Consider the following 18331-nt stretch of genomic DNA (forward strand, 5'->3'; position numbering starts at 1 on the left):
ACGTGTCCACATCCGTGTCCAGATCGCCATCCGCGATCACGCCCATCGTGTCGGCCAGACCGTTGATCCGGCTCACCACCTGACGGGACACAAGGAACCAGCCGATCAGAAGACCGACCCCGGCGCTGATCGCGACCATCGCGAACAGAAGGTTCTGGCTGTGCTCGATCCGGGCGAGCGCGCTGCTCTCGCTTTCGGCGGATACTTTTTCCGCCTCGGCGACGACATTCTGAACTTCATTGTGAATGCTGGCTGCCGTCGAACGGGTGTTGTCGAGGGCCTGAAGCGCGGCGCTGTCGATTTCAAGCTGGGCCCGGCGCAAGGCGAAAATGCTTCCATCTCCGGAACCGAATGCCATGATCCTTGCCGCCAGCTCCGGAACATTCTCCGAGATTACGGTGTCACGGAACCGGGCGATGGCTTCCTCGAACAAAGCTTTCTCGGCCTCGAAATGATCGGCGATGGCGCCGAGGGCGATAACGTCCGGAGCGCTGGCGCCGGAATTCAGCAGCCCGGCCATCAGATTGGCTTCGGCCGCAAGCTCCAGCATGGCCTGCAGGCGCGCGACATCGCCGTTCACCAGATCGTCGATCGTGTCGCTGACCGTTGCATTCAGGTTGCGGCCGCCAATGGCGAGATTGCGGGTGGCATCCTGGACGACAGGTTCGACCTTGGAGGCAAATGTCTCTTCGAGAGCGGCAAGTTTGGTATCGAGCGCATGCCGCTTGTCTTTCAGGGTCAGGGTCTGCTGGAACGTCAGAGATTGATTGAAGTCGAGCTCGGTTGTCCTGATGGCGAACATCGAATTCTCGCCGTTTCCGATTTCGAGAAGCGCCTGGGTGAATTCAGTCAGGGCCGTGGCGGCTTCGGTGTCGGGGAGCATGTCCTCGTAGGTCAGGATATCGAGCAGGATTGCGTTGAAGCGATCCTGGAGGACCGGTATTGCCTCCATCTCGGTCGCTGCCGCCGTACGTGCCATCAGTCCCATGATTTCGCGCAGGCTGGCATTGAGACGGAGACCGGCCTGCAGGGCATTTACCTCGCCCTGGAGCAGGGACGTGACCAGCTCCGAGACCCGTTCAATTGTCTCGTCTCCCTTTATGACGAGCGTGCCGTTTGCCTCTTTCACCAAGGGGCCAAGCTCGTCCAGGAAGCTTTGATGAATGGTCATCAGACTGGAGACGTTTCGGCTGACCTGGGTGGAGATTCCCTGTTTCTCCTGCATCTTTGCACCGAGGGTTTCGATGCCGCTCCGGAACGTGGCGATCAGGTCGAGATTCGTCTGTTTCTGATTGTCGTTCAGGGCCGAGAGGCCACGAACGCGATCTTCCAGATGGGTCAGCAGGGTCGCGATCTCCGCTTCGATGGCGCTGCGCTGCTCTTCCGTTTGTGCGGTGACGATTTCAGGTGCCTTGGCTGCGGCCCCGGCGCTCTCTGCTGCCAGTTGCAAGGAGGATTTGATGGCCGGAATGGCGTTGCCGGCGAAATTTTCCATGGCGTTCTTGAGGTCGCCAAAAGCCCAGAAAGAGACGCCGGCGGCGACGGTGGTAATGGCGAACATGCCACCAATCGCAAGGTAAAGTTTTCCGCCGACACCAAGTCCCGAGCGCTTTTTTGCCGGTAATGTGGTTGCGTTTGCCTCTGGCAGTGCGTCCGACGTTTCAATTGTCGACATTTTTTGTTTTCCCCCGTTCTTGTTTTTAATTCCCCCGCGGGTCAGACAGGCGGCACCCTCCACCCGGCTTTCCGGTCTTTCTGCTTGTTTCCCGGGACTCAAAACCATGCCAAAGCGTGTCAAAGTGAAGTGCGAAAAGTTCGCGCAGTCTTCTTTCGAGCATCGGTCAAGTGCCGGTGGTTTTGTTTGCTGTGCTCCCATGCAGCAGCAAGGATCGTTGTTTAAGAATTAGGAATTACCTAATTTGATTGTGAATATATATCATGAGTTTAAAATTATGTGATCGTTAGATTCAAATTAGAGTCAATTATTTGACCGTTATTTATGTGTGATTATTTAAGGTTATGAAAATAAAACAAATTTTTGAAATAGACTGAAATGAACTGTATTGTTCCCGCAGGGTGTCACGTCATTTTTGTTGATGGTGACGCAATATAATATTCAACTTATGCAGAATTTTTGTAGGGACTTATGGCGTCACTAAATTCCGATCCGAGACTGATCAGGGCATATGGTTATCCCTATCCGGCGCCGGAACATGATTTCCTGTTCCGGGCAGGGGATGTGGTGCCTCTCGACCTTTCAGTTGACCTCGGTGGCCGACAGCCGGTGATTGCCGTCGGCTCGAACCGGGCGCCGGAACAGCTGGCGCGGAAATTCGGCCCGGAGCATGACCGCACAATACCGGTCACATGGGCCTGGATGCAGGGCTATGACGTGGTCTATTGCGCGCATCTGGCTGGATACGGATCGGTGCCCGCCACGCTCCACGGCAGTCCGGGAACAGAGGTCCGGGTGGCCGTCACCTGGCTGACGGAAGCGCAGCTGGAGCGGATGCACGAGACCGAGAATGTCGGCGCCAGTTACGTCTATGGAACATTCGATCCGGACACGATCAATCTTGGCGAGGGCCGTCCGGCGGTGCGGGCCGGCTGCTATATTACGAAATGCGGTGCGCTGGCGCTGGATGGCGCGCCGGTTGCGCTGGCCGAGATCGAGGCCAGGGGGCGACGGTTCAGAAGTCTGCCCCAGGCGGCGAAACTGGCGCTCCTGCACAGCATGTTCGGCGATCATCCTGAGGAGGAGGCGTGGGTCCTGTCCCTGCTGGGCGAAGAGAACGGGCCGCGCCGGGCGCATCTGACGGAACGGTTGTCCGAGACCACGATGCTGTTCGAGGATCCGCGCTTCAGGGTTGTTCTGGGATAGCCGCAGCCTCGGCTGTGCCTGTCAGCCGCCAGACGGCGGTTCTCCGCAGCTCCGAATCCTCGATCTCAAGGGAGACCGGTACGTCGTAGTGCGCGCAGAGCGCGATACCGCCGGTTGGCTGATAGGTCCGTCCGGGATCGCCGACCAGTACCAGCGCACCCGCATCCGCATGACGTTGCAGCCAGGCCTGCATGCGGTCGGACATGCTCCGCTCGTAGCAGATGTCCCCGGCCAGCACGGTGTCGTAGAGCGGCCCGCCATCCTCGGCCATCACCGGCTCGTCCAGCATGTCCCGGATCGCGATGGTCAGCCCTGCCTGCAGCCCGTTTGTTTCCGCGTTGAGGGCGATTGCGATGGCGGCCACGGGGTCGGTATCATTGGAAATCACGGTCGCCGCCGAAGCCCAGAGCGCGGCCAGCCCGACCATGCCGGACCCGGCGCCGACATCGAGGACCCGTTTTCCCGCGACGAGCGGGGCATTGTCGATGACATACCGCGCCACCGCCTGCCCGCCTGCCCAGGGAAAGGCCCAATAGGGCGGCGGCAGACCGTGCTGCTCCAGCTCCGTCTCGGTTGCCTGCCAGAGCGTCGTCGCTTCCGTGGCCAGATGCAGCGTGAGCTCCGGGATCAGGGGCGGGGAGATGATTTCGGTGTTGCGGAGGATGAATTCCGCTGTGATCAGCTTTGTGCTGCCGGGGATCATCCGGCCAGGAGAGCCGCGGTGACGATCCAGCCGAAATACCTGTTGGATTTGAATTTCGCGAGGCAGTCCTTTGGGTCGTCGATATCGATGCGGAGGATCTGCCAGAGCAGCTGTGCGCCGGCGGCGGCAAGGCCGATATAGAACGGCCAGCCAAGCCCGATCAGCCAGCCGCTCACAGCGATCCCGGCCAGGGTCAGCGGATAGACGGCCCAGAGAAACGGCACGGTCCGCGCGCCAAGGGCGAGGGCGGAGGATTTCACGCCGATCAGAATGTCGTCTTCCTTGTCCTGATGGGCGTAGATCGTGTCGTATCCGAGGGTCCAGACGATGCCCGCGCAATAAAGCACGCTGTTGGCAATGCCGATATTGCCGGTCACCGCCGCCCAGCCCATCAGCGCCCCCCAGTTGAAGGTCAGGCCGAGCACGAATTGCGGCCAATAGGTGATGCGTTTGAACAGCGGGTAGGTAACGACGAGCACGAGCACCAGAACGCCGAGCAGCCAGCAGGTCCGGTTCAGTTGCAGCAGGATCAGCAGCCCGGCGCCGAGCTGCAGGGCAAGGAACAGAAATGCCTGACGGACCGACACCGCGCCGCTGGCGATCGGCCGGTCCATGGTGCGGGCAACCCTGCCGTCGAAATCCCGGTCCCAGAGATCGTTGATGGTGCAACCGGCCCCCCGCATGATCACGGCGCCGACACTGAACAGTATATAAAGCCGGAGAAGATCCAGTGGCGGCAGAGCCTGCCCCGTCACCTGCCAGCCGAGGGCAAGCCCCCACCAACAAGGCAGCAATAACAACCAGGTGCCGATTGGCCGGTCCAGCCGCATCAGTCTCGCATAAGGCTGTGCGCTCGGGGGCAGAAGCCGGTCCACCCAGTCGTTGCGTGCAATATCGCTTGCGGTCATGGTGGCTTCTGCATAAACCGGGCGGCACTCTGGAGCAAGGACCGGGGTGCGATGACCGGACGGTGGCAGCCGATTGCCGTCTAAGTGCGAGGCCGCTGAAGGCGAGGCCGGATGAGTGAGAAGATCGAGACCCGTCTGTTTGTGACTGCCGACCTTGCCGCGGATGGTACGGTCGGGCTTGAGACCGGTCAGACGCATTATCTGAGGCATGTTCTGCGTCTGGCGCCCGGCGCCCATGTTGCGCTGTTCAACGGACGTGATGGCGAGTGGACGGCGCGAATCGACGGTATCGGCAAGGGCTGGACCTCGTTGTCGCTGGTCGAACAGCGCCGCCCGCAGCGTGCCGAGCCGGATATCTGGCTGGTTTTCGCGCCGATCAAACGGGCCCGGATAGATTTTACCGCCCAGAAGGCGACCGAACTCGGTGCTTCTGTCCTCTGGCCGGTTTTCACGAAACACACACAGGTCGACCGGGTGAATACCGACCGGCTGCTGGCCAACGCGATGGAGGCCGCCGAGCAGACAGCCCGGCTGAGTGTCCCGGAAATCCGCGAGCCGGCGCGCTTCGACGCATTGCTGGAAGCCTGGCCGCAGGACCGGCCGCTGATCGTCTGCGATGAGACCGGCGCCGGAACGCCCGTCGCCGATGTGTTTTCAAACCCGCCTTTCAAGGGGGGAACCCCCTGTGGATTGCTGATAGGTCCAGAAGGGGGTTTTGCCGATCATGAACTTGACCGGCTCCGGCAAAGTTCCTTTGTTACGTCTGTAAGTCTAGGACCGCGGTTGCTGCGTTCCGACACGGCGGCGCTTGCAGCGCTTGCCTGTTGGCAGGCGGTGGCGGGGGATTGGACCATGGAACGTCCTGACGGACTTGATCTCTAAACCCGAACTCGTGCCGAGCGGCACACAGAGTCGTTTGATCCCACCGGAGGAAACATGTCCCGTCCCCCAGGCTCCCAAGGCGAGCCGATCGCCAGCAAGGCGCAGCTCGTCGAGGATCTGGAATCCGGCTGCACGCCGCGCGCCGACTGGCGCATCGGCACGGAGCACGAGAAATTCCCGTTCCGCCTCAGCGATCACAAGCGTTTGCCCTATTTCGGCAAGGACGGCATTGGCGCCATCCTGAACGGGCTGGTCGACAAGTTCGGCTGGGAGCCCATTTACGAGGGTGAGAATGTCGTCGCGCTGACCCAGGGTGGCTGTGCCATCACGCTGGAGCCGGGCGGGCAGTTCGAGCTGTCCGGTGCGCCGCTGGAGACACTGCACCAGACCTGCGACGAGGTGCACACGCACCTGGCGCAGATCAAGGAGGTCAATGCCGAGCTTGGCGTCGGCATGCTGGGGGCTGGGTTCGATCCGACATCGACGCGGGATGATATCGAGTTCATGCCGAAAGGCCGCTATGTGGTCATGAGTGCCCATATGCAGAAGGTCGGTACTCTCGGCCTCGACATGATGAAGCGGACCTGCACCGTGCAGGGCAACTACGATTTCGAGAGCGAAGCGGACATGGTGCAGAAGTTCCGCATCAGCGTCGCATTGCAGCCGGTCGCCACGGCCCTGTTCGCCAACTCGCCCTTCACGGAAGGCAAGCCGAACGGCTTCAAGAGCTACCGCTCCCATGTCTGGACCGACACGGATCCGGAGCGCTGCGGCATGCTGCCCTTCGTCTTCGAGGACGGCTTCGGGTTCGAGCGCTATGTCGACTACATGCTCGATGTGCCGATGTATTTCCTCTACCGGGATGGCGATTATCAGAACGTCGCCGGCAAGAGCTTCCGTGATTTCATGGCGGGCAAGCTTGAGGGATATGAAGGCCAGAACGCCTTCATGGGCGACTGGACCGATCACATGACGACCAGTTTTCCGGAAGTCCGGCTGAAGAAATATATCGAGATGCGCGGCGCCGATACCGGACCGTGGCGGAATATCTGCGCCCTGCCGGCACTCTGGACCGGCATTCTCTATAACAGCGATTCCCAGCAGGCGGCGGCGGACATGATCGCCGACTGGACCATCGAGGAAATGTCGGCGTTGCGCGATGGCGTGCCGAAGCATGGCTTGCAAACCCCGTTCCGGGACGGCACCGTGCAGGATCTCGCCAAGCGGATGATCGAGATTTCCAGGCATGGCCTGAAACGCCGGGCCTATACCGATGCGGCGGGGAACGACGAGAGCGGTTTCCTGAACTGGCTGCAGGATGTTGCCGAGTCCGGCAAGACCTCGGCGGACCGCCTGCTAGACCTCTATCACGGCGACTGGAACGGCTCGGTCGAACCGATTTTCGAATTCCAGCGCTATTAGTCTCGACAGGTCCGGAAGGCGCGGCCTGCATATGCGGGCCGCGGCCCTGGAAGGAATGTCATGACCGGCCTGACGGATGATGACAGCGGAGCGATCCGGCGGGGTATTATCCTGATGATCGCGGGGATCTTCGTGGTTTCCGTGATGGATGCCCTGATCAAATGGCTCACGGCTTCCTATCCGAGCATCCAGATCGTCATGCTGCGCTCGGTCTTCGGACTGATCCCGCTGTTCGTGATCGTCTGCCTGCAAGGCGGGCTCGCCGCCCTGCGCACGGCGCGGCCAGGGGCGCAACTGCTGCGTTCGGCTTTCGGCGCCGGTGCCATGGTCGGGTTTTTCTATGCGCTGTCCGTCCTCGGTCTGGCCGAGACGGTGACCCTTGCATTCTCCTCGCCGCTCTTCGTCACGCTTCTTTCCGTGCCGGTTCTCGGGGAGCGGGTGGGCATCAGACGGCTGGCGGCTGTTATCGTCGGCTTCATCGGCGTCGTGATCGTGGTCAGACCGGGCGCGGAGATCTTCAAGCTTGATTCCCTGATCCCGATTGCGGCCTCGTTCTGCTTTGCGATGACCATGCTGCTTGCCCGCCGGTTGTCCAAGACGGAGACCAGCGTGTCGATGACGTTCTACACGACCCTCGCCGGTCTCGTGGTCGGGGCGTCGGGCGTGCTCTGGGCTTCCGGGACGCCGTCCGGCTGGATGCCTCCTCTGCCTGCCGACTGGGCTTTGTTCCTGCTGCTGGGGTTGCTTGGCGGTGTCGGTCAATATCTCGTGACGTCTTCATTCCGGCACGCGGAAGCGGTTGTCGTCGCCCCATTCGAATATACAGCGCTGATCTGGGCCACGCTGTTCGGGCTCGCGATTTGGGGCGAGGTCCCGGACGGTGCAACATTGCTTGGCGGCGCCATTGTCATCGGCGCGGGACTCTATATCGGCTACCGGGAAACACGCCTGGGCAAAAAGACAACAGGCCCCGGCGTGATGCCGGAGCCCTCTCCGTGAGAGTCTGACAGAGAGCCTGACTGGAAAGGATTTCCGAAAGCAAAAACCGCAGCCGATGTTCTGGCCGCGGTTTTTTTTACACTTCAGGTGTTGGCGTTGACTCCCCTACAGAACCCAGCCTGTCGCTTCCATCAGGGTCGTCTTGGTGACGCCGACGAGGGTGACAGTGCCGCCGTCTGTTAGCTGGAGGGTGGTGGTGCCTGCCGTCTCTGTTCCGGATGTAACCTCTAGCCCCGAGGCGAAGGAGAGGCTGTCCGTTCCGGCCTGATAGTCGCTCACCTGATCGTTCCCGCCGCCGAACGTGAAGACAAAGGTATCCGCCCCTTCGCCGCCGACAAGCGTATCGTTGCCTTTATTTCCGACGAGCAGGTCTGCTCCATTATTGCCGGCGAGATAATCGTCTCCTTGACCGCCATAGAGCGTGTCGTTGCCCATATTGCCGTTCAGGCTGTCGTTCCCGGTATTGCCGTAGAGAATGTCCTCGTTCTGACCACCAAACAGAATGTCGTCATTCTCGCCGCCGGAGAGCGTGTCGTTGCCCTTGTTGCCGTAGACCCAGTCGTTGTCGTTGCCGCCGAAGACTGTGTCTCCGTCCTGGCCGCCATAGAGCGTGTCCATGCCGCCACCGCCGAAGACATAGTCGGCACCCTGGTTGCCGTAGGCGATATCCTCGCCCCAGCCGGAGCCGACGGAGTCATTGCCCGCGCCACCGGCCAGCGTATCGTCCTCGTCTCCGAGGGAGATGAACTGGCTGCCGCTGTCGCCGACCACATAGTTCTGCCCGGCGCCGCCGTTCACGGTCGCGTTGCCGACGATGGCGGCGAACTCGATATTATCGAGCTGGACGGTTGATCCTGTCGGCAGGCCGGACGTGTCGATGACAAAGGCTTCGGAGCCGCTGGTGGATTGCCCGGTGATCTGCACTGTCTCGGGCGTCGTGCCGGTGCTGGAGAAGGAAATCGACCGGATATCGAGCGTTATGCCGGTGGATTTGGCGATGAAGGTCGAGCCATGCCCGTTAAGGAAGCCATGATCTGTTGCGGCTTGTTCCGTATTGATGATCTCGTTTGTCAGGGTCGTTCCGGCCGTGCTGTCGGGCTGGGCGGCGGAAGTTCCCGAATTGGTCAGCGAAATGCCAGTCGGCAGGGTCGCTGTGACCACGTTTCCGTTGCCGGTGTTGGAGACAAGTTCGCCGGTGGCCGACGATCCTGTATTGTTGACCAGGGTGCGGCCGGTGGCTGTCCCGGCTGTGTCTGCCGTGGTCTGATTGGTCACGGTCAGGCCGCTGCCGGAGGAGCCGCCCGTCGGCGCGGTCGTGGGGGCCGTGGCAAAGGTCAGCGTTGTGTTGCCGCCGGTGACACTCGTGGTGATCGTGAGGTTTGCCCCTGCGTCGGCGAGCGTGATGGCACCACCGGTCACGGAGATCGAATTTCCAAGCGTAGTCCCGTTCAGGGCGCTCAGATCCTGGCTATTGACGACAATGACATCACCGGCAGCGAGACCGGAGATCGTGTCGTTGTTCATCTCAGTCGCGGTGCCCGAGAATGTGTCGTTACCTGCGCCGCCATTGAGGACGTCCGCACCACTGCCGCCGTCGAGAAAGTCGTCACCAGTGCTCCCGAACAGGGAGTCGGCTCCGCCCTGGCCCAACAGCCTGTCCGCGCCGGCGCCACCAGAGATCAGATCCGCGCCGTCACCCGCGTTGATGGTATCCGCGCCGCTTGTGCCTGTGATGGAATCGGCCGAAGCGGATCCTGAGATCAGCTCGATGCCGTCGATGGTCGCGCTTGAGAGATTGAATGCGCCGCCACCATTGAGGGTGAGCACGTCCGTACCGGCACCGCCGCTGATGGTCTCTGCCAGACCGGTAATGTCCGCGGATGTTGCGGCAAAGGTATCCGCCCCCGTTCCGCCGATCAGGTTGTCGGCACCCGCACCGCCGGAGACCAGGTTGGCGCCATCGCCCGCGTTGATCGCGTCGGCAGCGCTTGTGCCAGTGATGGAATCGGCCGAAGCGGATCCTGAGATTAGCTCGATGCCGTCGATGGTCGCGCTTGAGAGATTGAATGCGCCGCCGCCATTGAGGGCGAGCACGTCCGTACCGGCGCCGCCGCTGATGGTATCTGCCAGGCCGGTGATGTCTGCGGATGTCGCGGCAAAAGTGTCCGCTCCGGTGCCGCCGATCAGGTTGTCGGCGCCCGCCCCGCCGGAGACCAGGTTGGCGCCCTCGCCCGCGTTGATGACATCTGCACCGCCGCCACCGGCAATGGTATCGGCGCTGCTTGTGCCAGTGATGGAATCGGCCGAAGCGGATCCTGAGATCAGCTCGATGCCGTCGATGGTCGCGCTTGAGAGATCGAATGCGCCGCCGCCATTGAGGGCGAGCACATCCGTGCCGGTGCCGCCGCTGATGGTCTCTGCCAGGCCGGTGATGTCTGCGGATGTCGCGGCAAAGGTGTCCGCTCCGGTTCCGCCGATCAGGTTGTCGGCACCCGCACCGCCGGAGATCAGGTTGGCGCCGTCACCTGCGTTGATCGCGTCGGCAGCGCTTGTCCCGGTGATGGAATCCGCCGAAGCGGACCCAGAGATCAGCTCGATGCTGTTAAGTGTTGCGCTTGAGAGATTGAATGCGCCGCCGCCATTGAGGGCGAGCACGTCCGTGCCGGTTCCGCCGCTGATGGTCTCTGCCAGACCGGTGATGTCTGCGGATGTCGCGGCAAAGGTGTCCGCTCCGGTTCCGCCGATGAGATTGTCCGCACCTGCGCCGCCGGAGATCAGGTTGGCGCCGTCACCCGCATTGATGGTGTCGGCAGCGCTTGTCCCGGTGATGGAATCGGCCGATGCGGAGCCGGAGATCAGCTCGATGCCGTCGAGCGTCGCGCTTGAGAGATTGAATGCGCCACCGCCATTGAGGGCGAGCACGTCGGTACCGGCCCCGCCGCTGATGGTCTCTGCCAGGCCGGTGATGTCTGCGGATGTCGCGGCAAAGGTGTCCGCTCCGGTTCCGCCGATCAGGTTGTCGGCACCCGCACCGCCGGAGATCAGGTTGGCGCCGTCACCTGCGTTGATGGTGTCGGCAGCGCTTGTCCCGGTGATGGAATCGGCCGATGCGGACCCTGAGATCAGCTCAATGCTGTTAAGTGTCGCGCTGGAAAGATTGAATGCGCCGCCGCCATTGAGGGCAAGCACATCGCTGCCGCCACCACCGCTGATGGTCTCTGCCAGGCCGGTAATGTCCGCGGATGTCGCGGCAAAGGTATCCGCGCCAGAGCCGCCGATGAGATTGTCGGCACCTGCACCGCCGGAGATCAGGTTGGCACCGTCACCCGCGTTGATCGCGTCGGCGGCGCTTGTGCCTGTGATGGAATCCGCCGAAGCGGAGCCGGAGATCAGCTCGATGCTGTTAAGTGTTGCGCTTGAGAGGTCGAATGCGCCGCCACCATTGAGGGCAAGCACATCGCTGCCGCCGCCACCGCTGATGGTTTCTGCCAGGCCGGTAATGTCAGCAGAGGTCGCGGCAAAGGTGTCCGCACCGGTTCCGCCGATCAGATTATCCGCATCCGCACCACCGGAGATCAGGTTGGCGCCATCGCCCGCGTTGATCAGGTCGGCTCCGCCGCCACCGGCAATGGTGTCGGCAGCGCTTGTGCCCGTGATGGAATCCGCCGAAGCGGATCCTGAGATCAGCTCGATGCTGTCGATGGTCGCGCTTGAGAGATTGAATGCGCCGCCGCCAGTGAGTTCGAGCACGTCCGTGCCGGTGCCGCCGCTGATGGTTTCTGCCAGGCCGGTGATGTCTGTGGATGTCGCGGAGAAAGTGTCGTCGCCAGCATCTCCGGAAAGATTGTCGGCGCCTGCGCCGCCAGAGATAGAATCGTTGCCGTTCCCGCCGAGCACCAGGTCGACGTCGTCGCCGGCGAGGATCGTGTCGTTACCGTCCCCGCCGGTGATCGTGTCGGCGCCGGCAAGCCCGGAATAGGAGTCGTTGCCGGCAAGCAGATCCACGGTATCCGCACCGGCGGTTCCCGTCAGGGCGTCATTACCTGCCGTCGGCACGGGATTGGAGACTGTATATTTGATATTATCGAGGCCGACCCGCCAGTTTGAGGTTCCGGTGTAGGATACGGTGAAGGAACTGACATCGGTCCAATCCCCCGGACTCAAGGTCGCAATCGAGCCGGCAATACTTCCTGAATTGTCCGCGATGGTCACTGTGGTGCCGGAGTTCGGGGTGAAGGTGTAATTGCCTTCACCGGTCAGGTTCTGGAATTCGCCGATCTGGAACTGAGTAATGGAGATCGGGCTTGAGTAGCTCACTGTATAGGTTGTGGCGCTCGATATCAGACCGGCATCAAGGAAGCCTGAACTGACCCCGGCCATCGGCGTGGCGTCGGAGCGCTCGACACTGATGGTTAATCCGCTGGTTTCATTGGCACCCTGGACCACCAGCGTAGTGGTGGACTGGATTGTCGTCACGATCCCGAAAGTCGTTTGATGCAGGGTATGGGAATAGCGCGCCATGCTTTCCTGAGAGAAAGCGGAAAGCGCGGCAGGGAAGGCGTTCCAGCCCAGACCAGCACCAACCGGGATGGCGGAAGCCGTGACGTCGGCGGCGAAGCCTGTTTCCAGCGCCGTGATGAAGTCGCACCCCTGGTCTCCGGCCGCGACAGAGCAGCCATAAAGAACAAGGTCAGCGTCGTCGGCCAGGGCTTCCCGAATGGCGCGCAGCCGGCCTTCCGATTGTGCGAGAAGCGCCGTGTCGACCTGGATGCCTGCCAGAAGCAGGGCGCCCGGCTCACCATGTGAGAGAATGTGGAGACTGGACAGCCCGCGCTCACCTGCCAGCGCCGCCGCTATCTGTCCGAGCGGATCGCCGTCTTTCGCAAGGTGGACCACCGTGATCGACGGGGCGATACCCGTGAGCAATTCTGCGCTATCCCGGATATCCGGATCTACGAAGAGATACCCGGGATAATTCAAAAGAGCAGAACGAGTGTCAGGTGTTTCGGTAGCCGACATTAGTGTTTCCAATTCACACAATTATGGCCCAGTGCCTGGATTGTCCGGCGGCACGCATGGCCTTCACTGCTTAGGCTGATTTTTTCGAGGCAATCTTCCGACGCGAATCAGGAGACCTTATAAAGAGGAGAGATACTCTAAGTTTGTTAACGCAATCTAAAGAGGGTTATCAAATGAATAAATAAATATGTTCATGTTGATTTTTTTGCCGGTCGCGGCACCGGAGAAGCGCGTTGAATTTTCCTGGAGAGATACTAGGAATGGGTGTATTTATTTATTTTATAGAGAAATTATCTCGGCTCAGGCTGTTGTTAGTTGTTCATTTTTGTTCAGGCGATGATCTTGGCGGTCGGTTTTTTGCCCGGATGTGTGGTTAATTTAAAGTTACCTATATTGGTTTTTGGAGGTTTATGATTGCGATGCGGTGGTGTGGAATTTTATATGGGAAATTATGGTGTTTGATGATTATCACACCACAAAAATAAGTTACCGATACGTATTGTATAAATAATAATGAATGATTTTTTTACTTTGGTAAGGGGTGTAAGGTTATTTAATAATATTAAATTATTAATGTTGTGAGGATATTCTCGTGATCTTTGTTCATGTTTAATGATTTCATGATGCGGTTTGAAAATTTCTATTTAGTTAATCTCAAAAATATTAATTTAGCCTGCGGTGCTTCCGGATCGCCAAATTCATAGCTTACTCTCAAGGTGGGGCAGTGGCAGGCCGGCAGCGATAGATGCGAGCGCGTCGAGCGAAGCGAAGGCCGGAATTATGGCCGAAATGGTGCTAAGTGTCTGGGTTAGTATGAAATTTGGCGATGTCTGATAATTCTTTGCACCCTCTTGAAGATGCTAAAAGCAAGTACCGGTCTGGGCTCCGGATGCGTGCTGCGCGCATTTGCAGCCGGATTCCCGAAAGCGACCCTCAGTATCCCCAGGCACTTGCATTGCTTGGCACGATCCGGGCCGAAACGGGCCGGGCGGGGGAAGCAATAGCACTGCTCAACAAGGCTGCCCGGTTGATCCCGGATAACGCACGGATCTGGGGTGATCTCGGTGACGTGTCGGGGAAGTCGGGACGCTTTCAGGATGCGGCAGGGTGTTTTCGCCGGGCAACGTTGCTTGAGCCGGGAGTTGCCAGCATTGCCCGGAGGCTGGTGGACTGGGTGCCTGCCCCCGGTAAAAACCGGGTGTTGCGGCGCTGTTCCATTCTTTCGCCTCTGGATAGCGGGATATATTTGCAGCTTGGGCTGGACCGGAAACAATCCGGGCACTTCGAGGCGGCATCGCACTATATGCGCCGCCTGTTGCTCCTTGAGCCTGCCCATTTGGACGGCACTTTCCAATTCGCGAACGTACTTCTCGATCTGAATAACACCGACGGGGCCAAAGCATTTTTCTTGCGCACATTGCGGATCGCCCCACGCAGCGGAACAGCCAGGAACAACCTCGGCCTGATCGCCTTCGGGAATGATGATTTCGAGCATGCCGAAGAGTGGTTTCGCGCGGCGACAGCAGCAGCGCCGGGTCTTGCGGAAGCATGGAGGAACCATGCGCGCGCGCTTGCGAAACTTGACCGGGAAGCCGATGCGCTGGAGCCGTGCAAACGGAGCCTGATGATGGAGCCGGCCAATCAACCGGCATGCATGGATATGGCCGGAATATTGCGCACCCGGGACTGGGTGAAGCGGGTGATATCCCTCGATCCTCTGGCGCATGATTTTTATAATCATATGGCTGTTGCCGGGACCCGCGACCCTGATCGAAAAGGTGTGGATCCCTGGCTCCGGCGCAGCGCTGTCGCCAAACCGGAACATCCGGAAGTCTGGTTCAGACTGTCCTCTGACGCGGGCCATCGAAGCGATCCCCAGGCGGTGGTCAAGCATGGCCACCGGGCATTCTTTATTTCGGACAGCTACGCTCATGCGCGCAACAACACGGCCTTCGCTTTGCTGGGACAGGAAAGGTTCGAGGAAGGCTGGCGGGTTCACACGCGCAGACTGGAAACGCCCGAGGGGCGTGAAATCCTTCGGCGCTTTGCTATCCCGGAATGGCAGGACGAGGCGATTGAAGGAAAGCATCTGCTGCTGTGGGGAGAGCAGGGCATTGGCGACGAGGTGCAGTTCCTGACGCTCCTGAAGCATGTTCGCCGGATGGGAGCGCGGGCGACGGTGCTGGCAGAACCGCGCCTGCGGCCTCTTATCAGGCGCAGCTTCCCGGACGTGATGGTGCCGGATGTGGATGGCCCGAGCGGCGCGGTTGAAAGCCATCACGGCGCCGATTTCCACCTGGCGATCGGCGATCTGCCGCACCGCCTGCGGCTGTTCTGCGGCGGTCAGGCGGCTCCGGATCCCTGGGTCGTGGTCGCCCCGGTTCGGGCGAAGGCTTTGCGTGCGGCGTTGCAGGCCCGGCATCCGGGAAAGCATCTGGTCGGGATTACCTGGCGTTCCAGCGCGCCAACCGGGGCGCGGCGCTCAATCCCTCCGGCGCTCTGGGCGGGCATCGCGGAGGTTCCCGGCTCTGCTCTGGTGTCTCTGCAGTACAGCGTGCTGGACGAGGACATGGCCGCGTTCGAAGCGGCGGGAATACAGCTCGACAACAGTCATGGCGTCGATCCCATGCAGGATCTTGATGGCCTCGCTGCTCTGACGTCGGTAATGGATCTCGTGATCAGTCCGCCGAACAACACCGTGCATTTCGCCGGTGCCCTGGCCGTGCCGTGCTGGGTGATGGTGCCGACGAGACCCGACTGGCGCTGGGGGCTGAACCGGAGCGATTCCCTCTGGTACCCGAAGACGCGCGTGTATCGCCAGGAAACGGACGGAGACTGGGAGCCGGTTCTTTCTCAGGTCGTTCGTGATTTGAGGCTGTGGAGCAGTCCGTAACCCGGACTTCCAGTCTCTGTGTCCGCCACCGGGCGCTGAAGGGGGCTAGCTCAGCTCCCAGCCGGCAATCGCCGCGATGCCGAGCTGGGCTTTCGAGACCCCGATCAGGGTGAGCGAGCCGCCATCGGAAAGCGTCAGCACGGTGTTCCCGTCACTCTCCGCTGCCGTGTAGGTCAGCCCGTCCTGGAATTGCAGGCTGTCGGTGCCGGCCTGATAGTCGTTCACTTGGTCGTTCCCGCCGCCGAACGTGAAAACAAAGGTATCCGCTCCGTCTCCGCCGGCCAGCGTGTCGTTGCCATGGTTGCCGTACAGCAGGTCATTCCCGGCCCCGCCGGAGATCAGGTCGTTGCCCTGACCGCCATAGAGGGTGTCATTGCCGAGATTACCGTTCAGGCTGTCGTTGCCGGTATTGCCATAGACGATGTCCTCGTCCTGGCCGCCGAACAGTACGTCGTCATTCTCGCCGCCGGAGAGCGTGTCGTTGCCCATGTTGCCATAGACGAAATCGTTATCGTTGCCGCCGAAGACCGTGTCTCCGTCCTGGCCGCCATAGAGCGTATCCATGCCGGCGCCGCCAAAGACATAGTCGGCGCCCTGGTTGCCATAGACGATGTCTTCGCCCCAGGCCGAGCCGACTGTGTCGTTGCCGCCGCCACCGGCCAGGGTGTCGTCCTCGGCGCCGAGGGAGATGAACTGGCTGGCGTCATCACCGACCACGTAGTTCTGGCCGGCTCCGCCATTTACTGTCGCATTGCCGACGATGGCGGCGAACTCGATATTGTCGAGCTGGACGGTCGAGCCCGTTGGCAGGCCGGACGTGTCGATGACGAAAGCCTCGGAGCCGCCACTGGACTGGCCGGTGAGCTGTACGGTCTGCGCCGTCGAACCGCCGCCGCTGAAGGTGATCGAGCGTATATCGAGATCGACGCCGCCGGAGCGGGTAATGAAGGTCTGGCCGTGCCCGTCGAGAAAGCTTTGTACGCTTGTGTTCGGCTCGGTTGCCTGGATCTCGCCGGTCAGGGTGGTGCTGGCGGTGCTGGTCGGCTGGGCTGTGGAGGTGCCGGTGGTCGTCAGTGATACGCCGGAGGGCAGGGTCGCGGTGACGACATTTCCATTGCCGGTATTCTGAACGAGTGCGCCGGTTGCGCTGCTGCCGCTGTTGTTCGCCAGGGTACGTCCGGTCGCCGTGCCCTCTGTGTCCGCCGTGGTCTGGTTCGTCACGGTCAGGGTACTGCCGGAAGAGCCGCTATCGGAAGAAGCCGGGGCCTGCGCTGTGAAGGTCAATACTGTGTCGGTGCCGCCATCGGTTGCCGTGATCGTAAGATTGCTGGCTGCGCCGGAAATGTTCAGGGTTCGGCCGTCAAGATTAATGGAGCTGCCGAGTGTTGTGCCATTCAGGCTCGCTACAAGTGTGTCATTACCGGTGATGACGATCATGTCGCCAGCCTCGAGCCCGGAAATCACGTCGGTGTTCAACTCGCTGGCGCTGCCGCTGAAGGTATCGTTTCCCGTCCCGCCAATCAGTGTGTCCTCACCGCTGCCGCCGACGATCAGGTCATCACCAGCGCCGCCGTCGATTGAGTCTCCGCCACCTCCACCGGAGAGCGTGTCGTTTCCGGCTTCGCCGGAGAGTGTATCGGCGCCGCTGCCGAACGAAATGACATCGTTGCCTGCACCGGCTGCTAGTTTGTGCGCGGTTGTTGAGTGACCGTTGATGGTGTCCGCGCCGGAGCTGCCGGTTATGAGTTCAACGTTTGAGATACTGGTGCGCGAAAGTTCATATGAACCGGTGCCAAGGGCTATTGTGTCGTTGCCGGCACCGCCGTCGATTACTTCGAGGAATACTGTTTCGTTGAGGTCTCCGCTGTTAATGGAGATCAGATCGTCGCCGGCCTCGCCTGAAATAGTATCTGCTTCGGTGCCGCCCGAAAGTGTATCGTTCCCGTCGCCTCCTTTCAGGATGTCCTTTTCAGCATTCCCGAGAATCAGATCGTTGCCGCCCAGACCGTTGGCATGGTTTACGTCTGCGTCACCGATATAAGTGTCGTCGGTATTCAACCCGTCCCAGGTAGTTGCCAACCGGTGTTCATAGGCTGTGAGTGCCGTGCTGCTGATATGGGAGAACACAGCGGGCAGAGCGCCCCAGCCGGCATCACCCCCTATATCCGCGTCAGCCGCTTTGACTGTCGCTCCGGTCGCGATGCTCAGCATTCTCAGAAACGTGCGGCCCGAGCTGCCCGCTCCGGTGCTGCAGGCCATCAGGACAATCTCTGCTTTCGGCGCGAGCGCTTCACGGATGCGGGACAGGGTTTCCTTCGCGTCTCTCAGCGCCGTGCTGTCAATGTCCTGGCCAGACAGGCGGAGGGCTCCCGGACTGCCATGGGAGAGGATGACAATGCGGCCGACCGGAACGGTCTGTATCGCGGCCAGAGATGCAATCGCATCCAGGGCGTTACCAGTCCGGGGCAACCGTTTGACGATTGTTCCCTGGGTGAGGCCGGACAGGATTTTCTCAGGGTCCAGCACCTCATGATCGACGAAGAACAGGGTGTGAGAGGTGGCGGAAGGGCGTAAGCCGGGAATGGCATGCATCATGATCGGGGCTCTAACTTTCTGTCAGCGTC

10 protein-coding genes are annotated in these 18331 nt (G+C 60.8%); 5 read left to right on the forward strand and 5 right to left on the reverse strand.

Annotated elements, in window-relative coordinates:
* Positions 1 to 1675: hypothetical protein (locus tag AAC126_RS13290; RefSeq protein ID WP_339854087.1), on the reverse strand; the 1675-nt coding region annotated here is incomplete at its 3' end.
* Positions 1676 to 2146: 471 nt separating this feature from the next.
* On the opposite strand from AAC126_RS13290, the gene AAC126_RS13295 reads away from it, so the two are divergent.
* Positions 2147 to 2881, forward strand: a complete 735-nt coding sequence (locus AAC126_RS13295; protein WP_339854089.1) for a hypothetical protein — start codon at positions 2147 to 2149, stop codon at positions 2879 to 2881.
* On the opposite strand, the gene AAC126_RS13300 is transcribed toward AAC126_RS13295, so the two are convergent.
* A complete protein-coding gene (locus AAC126_RS13300) occupies positions 2862 to 3584 on the reverse strand; it encodes a 50S ribosomal protein L11 methyltransferase (RefSeq protein WP_339854090.1) in 723 nt (240 codons plus the stop codon). The two genes, AAC126_RS13295 and AAC126_RS13300, sit on opposite strands and share 20 nt — an antisense overlap.
* Positions 3581 to 4492 carry a 4-hydroxybenzoate octaprenyltransferase gene (gene ubiA / locus AAC126_RS13305; protein WP_339854092.1) on the reverse strand — a complete coding sequence of 304 codons (912 nt, stop codon included), beginning with the start codon at positions 4490 to 4492 and terminating at the stop codon, positions 3581 to 3583. Before ubiA ends, AAC126_RS13300 begins: the two co-directional genes overlap by 4 nt.
* 111 nt (positions 4493 to 4603) lie before the next feature.
* Here ubiA and AAC126_RS13310 point away from each other — a divergent pair, with 111 nt between their 5' ends.
* The 3 genes from AAC126_RS13310 to AAC126_RS13320 are packed head-to-tail and all read left to right on the forward strand — an operon-like array spanning position 4604 to position 7795.
* Positions 4604 to 5374, forward strand: a complete 771-nt coding sequence (locus AAC126_RS13310; protein ID WP_339854094.1) for a 16S rRNA (uracil(1498)-N(3))-methyltransferase — start codon at positions 4604 to 4606, stop codon at positions 5372 to 5374.
* 54 nt (positions 5375 to 5428) lie between these two features.
* Positions 5429 to 6796 carry a glutamate--cysteine ligase gene (locus tag AAC126_RS13315; protein WP_339854096.1) on the forward strand — a complete coding sequence of 456 codons (1368 nt, stop codon included), beginning with the start codon at positions 5429 to 5431 and terminating at the stop codon, positions 6794 to 6796.
* A gap of 60 nt (positions 6797 to 6856) precedes the next feature.
* Positions 6857 to 7795, forward strand: coding sequence for a DMT family transporter (locus AAC126_RS13320; RefSeq protein WP_339854097.1), 939 nt, complete (start codon positions 6857 to 6859; stop codon positions 7793 to 7795).
* 105 nt (positions 7796 to 7900) lie between these two features.
* On the opposite strand, the gene AAC126_RS13325 is transcribed toward AAC126_RS13320, so the two are convergent.
* Positions 7901 to 12814 carry a DUF4347 domain-containing protein gene (locus AAC126_RS13325; protein ID WP_339854099.1) on the reverse strand — a complete coding sequence of 1638 codons (4914 nt, stop codon included), beginning with the start codon at positions 12812 to 12814 and terminating at the stop codon, positions 7901 to 7903.
* Positions 12815 to 13640: 826 nt separating this feature from the next.
* Here AAC126_RS13325 and AAC126_RS13330 point away from each other — a divergent pair.
* On the forward strand, positions 13641 to 15707 hold the full coding sequence (locus AAC126_RS13330; protein WP_339854101.1) for a tetratricopeptide repeat protein: 2067 nt from the start codon (positions 13641 to 13643) through the stop codon (positions 15705 to 15707).
* 45 nt (positions 15708 to 15752) lie between these two features.
* Here the strand turns inward: AAC126_RS13330 and AAC126_RS13335 are convergent, their stop codons facing one another.
* Entirely contained in the window at positions 15753 to 18302 is a 2550-nt protein-coding gene (locus AAC126_RS13335) for a DUF4347 domain-containing protein (RefSeq protein ID WP_339854103.1), read from the reverse strand.
* Positions 18303 to 18331: the final 29 nt, after the last annotated feature.

The sequence above is a fragment of the uncultured Nisaea sp. genome (genome assembly GCF_963974195.1).
Lineage (GTDB): Bacteria > Pseudomonadota > Alphaproteobacteria > Thalassobaculales > Thalassobaculaceae > Nisaea.